General features: G+C 60.4%; 4 protein-coding genes. All 4 read right to left on the bottom strand.

The genetic code is table 11. From position 1 onward, the window contains the following. Window positions 1-407, bottom strand: a 407-nt coding sequence (locus VF515_16325; protein HEX7409197.1) for a 3-hydroxyacyl-CoA dehydrogenase NAD-binding domain-containing protein, incomplete at its 3' end; no start/stop codon positions are given. 244 nt (window positions 408-651) lie between these two features. Next, complete coding sequence (locus tag VF515_16320) at window positions 652-1,452, bottom strand: FHA domain-containing protein (protein HEX7409196.1); 801 nt, start codon at window positions 1,450-1,452, stop codon at window positions 652-654. Then, window positions 1,434-2,270 carry a Stp1/IreP family PP2C-type Ser/Thr phosphatase gene (locus VF515_16315; protein HEX7409195.1) on the bottom strand — a complete coding sequence of 279 codons (837 nt, stop codon included), beginning with the start codon at window positions 2,268-2,270 and terminating at the stop codon, window positions 1,434-1,436. Before VF515_16315 ends, VF515_16320 begins: the two co-directional genes overlap by 19 nt. A gap of 92 nt (window positions 2,271-2,362) precedes the next feature. Further along, entirely contained in the window at window positions 2,363-4,903 is a 2,541-nt protein-coding gene (locus VF515_16310; protein HEX7409194.1) for a serine/threonine-protein kinase, read from the bottom strand. Between the last annotated feature and the right edge of the window lie 497 nt (window positions 4,904-5,400).

Below are 5,400 nucleotides of genomic sequence, written 5' to 3'. Positions count from 1 at the left end.
ACTTTGTCCGGACGCTTGGTGAGTGCGCCGATCCTGGTGATGGAAATAGAGGAAGTATTGGTGGCGAGGATGACCTCGGGCCGGCACACCCGGTCGAGTTCGCGGAAGAGCTCGGCCTTGATGTCGAATTTTTCGGTCGCGGCTTCAATCACAAAGTCGCAACCGTCGAGGCCGCTGCGTCCGACACCGCTTTCGATATTCTTCAACGCCTGCTCGCGCTGCTCCGCGGTGATCTTCCCTTTACTGGCCTCGCGCTCCAGGTTTTTCGAGATGGTCTGCAGGGCGCGGTCGAGGAATACCTGTTCCACGTCGCGCAACAGCACCCGGAAACCAGATTTCGCGAATACGTGCGCGATGCCGTTGCCCATGGTGCCCGCGCCCAAAACTGCGACGGTCTTGATGTCCATATAAGTGCCTCGATGAGTGGAAAAACTCAGAAGTGTAGCAGATGGGGCGAGGCGAAGCGCGAGTGCGATCAGTGGATCGAGGTAAATCGGTAGATCGGTATTTCAGTATTTCAGTGGCCAAGCCCTCGAATCAGCACAGCGCTCAGGGAGTGTTCGTACCGATAAAGCGAGATACCGAAATACCTCGAAAAAGCAAAAGGGGCGCGTGGTACCGCGCCCCTCAAGCAATTGCGTCACGTTGGTGCTAGTCGGCGTAGCCGAAGGTGGCTTTCACGCCGGCTACTTCGATCATGTCGCCCTCGCTCAGTTCATGTTGTCCGGAAATCTGGGCGCTGTTCACCTTCACCTTGATGTCCTTTTCCGAGGCGGCGATGAAGTACTTGCTGTCGCGGCGGTTGATCACGGCGGCGACCTTGGGCGCAAACCAACCTTTCAGCTTGATCGACGCCATATCCGACTTGCCGATTACGCTCAGCTTGCCGGACAGGGTGTACTGCCTCTGATCGGTCTTGCCGGCCATGATCATGAGCGTGCCAGTGCGTTCCCTCGCCGGAGCGGGAGGGCGAGGGGGAGCACCGGCGGAAGCGCCAGCGCTAGGCGGTCTCGCGGCGGATGCAGCGGCCTCGGACGCGGAGCGAGCCAGCATCTCCTTGGCCTTCCTGGTGTCGAGCACGACCGTGGAATCCAGCGTCGGCACCATGGGCATGGTCCTCTCGACGGGCAGGGGCTGCGTCTTCGAGCCGGCCTGGTCTTCGTGCCACTCGTCCTTGAGGGCGAGGACGTGCTTACCAATCATGACCTCATCGCCGTCCTTAAGGGCAACTTTGCTCACGCGGCGGTTGTTCACGTACGTGCCGTTGAGACTGTTGTTGTCTTCCAGCACGTAGTGATCCTGTTCAAAATAGATCTTCGCGTGGTGGCCGGAGACCGCGAGGTTGTCGATCTGGATGAGATTGTCAGGTAGGCGCCCGATGGTTACCACACCCTGCGCCAACGCAAATTCCTTCAGAACTGCCTGTTCGAACTTCAAATAGAGTTTTGCCATTTCGGACTCCCTCCACCAAACAACCTGCGGAGAATTCGTTTCCACCAGGACAGGGCAACAAAGCGAATCACCAAGCACGTGATGTTATCGCTGCCTCCGCCCTCTCTGGCCGCCTCGATCAGACGGTCGGCCATCAACTGCAAAGTCACCGTTCCCTGGATAATTTCAAGAAGACTGTCGTCGGGCACGTGGCGCGTCAGCCCGTCGGAACAGAGCAAGAGGATGTCTCCCGGCAGCGCCATCATGTCGTCCAGATCGGGTACCACTTTTTCTTCCGGACCCAGCGCGCGGATGATGATGTTCTGCATCTCCGACGCGTTCGCTTCCTCCAGCGTGATCAGCCCGCGCCGCACTTGCTCCATCACCAGCGAGTGGTCGCGCGTGATTTGCTGGAGAGTGCCCGCGCGGACCAGGTAAATGCGGCTGTCGCCAGCATGCCCGACGGAGAAAAAGCCACTGTCCATGAGCACGGAAACAATCGTCGCACCCATTCCCGAGTGGGCCACATGCTTGACGGCGGCCTGGTAGATCGCTTCGTTGGCCAGCCGGATCGCGCTACCCAGCCGGTTCGCCCGATCACTGACCCCTTCGACCTTCTCCCCGACTTGCGGGTACTTGTGGGTCTTGGCCGCCTCACGAAAGTAAGTAAGGACGGTATCCACTCCCATTTTGCTGGCGACTTCGCCGGCCGCCTGACCGCCCATGCCGTCGCACACGACGTAGATCCCGTAGCGCGAGTCGTAGCCGAGGTTGTCCTCGTTATTCGTGCGTACGCATCCGACATCGGTTTTCGCGGCGACTTCGACCGTCAGGCTCATGTGAGTCTCAAAGTTCAGTTTCGGGTTTCAGGTTCGAGTCCGGAAGTAGCAAGTTTGAGCCTTGAAACCCGAACTCGAACCGATACTGCCAACTACGCTCCCACTCCCGCGCCTTTGGCGAGGAGCGCGCGCAGATCTACTGCCATGTCGGCGCCGCGCTGGTACCGCTGTTCCGGGTTCTTGGCCAGCGCCTTGTCGATGATGACCGCGATGCCCGCGGGCAGGTCGGCGCGCGCCGTCTCAATCCGCGGGTGCTCGGCGTTGGCGATGCGGAACATCAAGGTTGCCACCGTCTCGCCGGTGAACGGCTTTTCGCCGGTCAGCATCTCGTACAGCGTAACGCCCAGTGAGAACAGGTCGGCGCGGCCGTCCACCTTGGCGCCGGCCAGTTGCTCCGGCGACATGTAGCTCGGCGTGCCCATGACGGTTCCCGTGGCCGTCTTCGACTGCGACGTGATGCGCGCGATGCCGAAGTCGGTCACCTTGATCTTGCCGTCTTTCAACTTCATGATGTTCGCCGGCTTGATGTCGCGGTGCACCACGTTTTCCGAGTGCGCATAGTCGAGCGCGTCGGCAACCTTGGCAATGATCTCCAGCGTCTCGTTGACCGGCAAAAGCTTGCCCTTGGTGGTGTAGTCCTTCAGGTCGCACCCGCTGAGCAGCTCCATGGCGATGTAGCTGATGTCGCCATCGTCGCCCGCATCGTAGATGGTCACGATGTTCGGGTGCACCAGGCGCCCGGCGCTTTCCGCCTCGCGGAAGAAGCGCTCCTTCATCAACTTCGTGTCCTCGGCATCGAACTCGTCCTCGAAGCGCAGGGTCTTGATGGCGACCTCGCGGTTGATCTTCGGGTCCTTGCCGAGATAGACCACGCCCATCGCGCCCTTGCCGAGTTCTTTCGTCACCTCGTAGCGGCCCAGCGTCGGCTTGGCCAGATCGCTTACGCCACCGCCCTGTGCGATGACCGTAGAATCGGCGCCGCCGCCCTTCATGCCGCCACGTCCGCCGAGGATGATGGTCTCGCCGGCGATGCGCAGCTTCTGCGAGCGCTCGGCGATGTCCTTGAAGTTCTTGTCCACCGTCGCGATGTGCTCAAACACCTGCACCGCTTTGTTGAACTGGCGCTTGCGCTCGAAATCCAGCGCCAGGCCGTAGAGGGTATCCTTCATGCCGGTGTCGATCGGGACTTTGCGGAACTTCTCGAAGGCCATGTCGAGCATGCCCTGGCCCTGGAACGACAGGCCGAGCATCTTGTTCGTCTCGGCCGATTCGCCTTCCAACACTTCCGTACGCTTTTCCTGCACGAGGTAGCGCTTGGAGACCACGACCGTGTAACCGGCCACCAGCATCAGCGCCGGATAGGCCATCTTCAGCCAATAACCGTGCGCGGTGAACAGATAGATGCCACCGCCGATCACGATCGCCAGCAGCACCACGGCGATGATCGCGCTGACGCCCGCCTTCATGTGCGGAATCGCCAGCGAGACGAACAGCGCGAACAGGATGAGCAGGCCGAGTTCAAGTTTGCCGGCCCACTCAGGACGGATCAGGTATTGGCCGTTGATTACGTTCTGAATGACGTTGGCGTGGATCGCCATGCCCGGAAATTGCGTGCCGACGGGAGAGGTGTAGAGGTCGCCGCCGCCGGTCGCGATCATGCCGATGATGACGATCTTGCCCTGGAAAGCTTCGGGCGGAATCTTGCCGGCGCGCACGTCGCTGAACTTGTAGGCCGTGATGTTCTGCAGCTTGGCGTAATCCACCATCAGGCGCCCTTGCGCGTCCATGGGGATATGCGCGCGGCCGAGCACCAGTTCCTTGCCCGGGACAAAGCGGTAGTCGTCCGACTCCAGGCTGTAGAAGGCGCGCAGGCATTGCAGCGCAAACGATGGGAACAAACGGCCATTGAAGTCCATCACCAGCGGAACCGCGCGCTGCACGCCGTCGGGCGAGGGCGTCAGGTTCGCCTGGCCAATCGCTTTGGCAACCTTGGCAAAGCGATCGAGGGGCGGCGTGAAGTCGCTAGTCGGGGTAATGTTGCCGTCGGACTTCACGTTGGCGACGAAGTTCTTGTCGACAGCTTCCGGAATCTGCTTGTCCACTTTGCCGGCAGGCGCGCCCTCGGTAAACGACATGGGCAGCACGACGTTTTGGGCAAAGGCGATCTCATTTTCCAGCTTGGTGTCGTTGTCGAGGCGGTTCTCGGCCTCGGTCAGGATGGTGACAAATTCCTGCTCGGCGCCACTCTTGGCTTTGGCGGCAGCAACGGCGGCGTTGACAACCGCCTCGTCCTTTCCGCTCCGCTGCACGGGGTTCGTCCGGGCGGCATATTCTTCCTTCAGCTTGCGGACTTCCTCCAGCCCGGGATTGATTTCCGGATTGGAAATAAAGATGTCGAGGGCGATCACCTTGGCTTGGTTTTCGGCGAGCTTGTTGACCATCTCGGCCATGTAGGAGCGCGGCCAGGGCCAGCGCCCGATCGCCTTGATGCTGTCGTCGTCAATGCCGATCAGCACGACGTTTTCGGCGCTCTTGGCGCCCGCACGCAGCCGGGCGCGCATGTCGTACAGCTTGCCCTCCAGGCCCTCGGCCAGGTTCATCCAGAAGACACCCAGCACCAGCAGGCTGACCACTGCGCCGAGCGCAACGTCCGCCCAAGCGAATTTCCGCTTACCCATGTGATTGCTCCATCTTTGACCCTGTAACAGCCCTACCCCGCCTTGTTCTGGGGAACCCCGGTTGACCGCGGGACCAAGCACGCTCCTGCACATGCCTGAGTTTGGGGGGACAAAACACCCCGCGAATACTTGGGAGAGATGCGCGCGGATTTTACCTACTAAGTAACGCGACAGGCAAGGGATTTATTGATGCGATACGGGTGTTTTTCGGCTTCCGAGTGCATTGCAGGGCGGTTTCCGCCGTTGGCAGGATAGCGGCTGAACAACAAAACACCACGCCGGAAGACGTGGTTTTCATAATACTCATGTAGGGGGCTGGGCTTCGAGAGCTCGAACGAGGAGATGACCTCGAAGAGAGTCGAGGACATGGTGAAGAACGAGGTGAAGCGCACCTTCAACCCCGAGTTCCTCAACCGTCTCGACGAGGTGATCCTGTTCAACGCGCTGACCGA

The sequence above is a fragment of the Candidatus Binatia bacterium genome (assembly GCA_036382395.1).
In the GTDB taxonomy this organism is placed as follows: domain Bacteria; phylum Desulfobacterota; class Binatia; order HRBIN30; family HRBIN30; genus JAGDMS01.
Note: the sequence above shows the minus strand (reverse complement) of the source record. Positions and strands in the feature narration are given on the sequence as shown.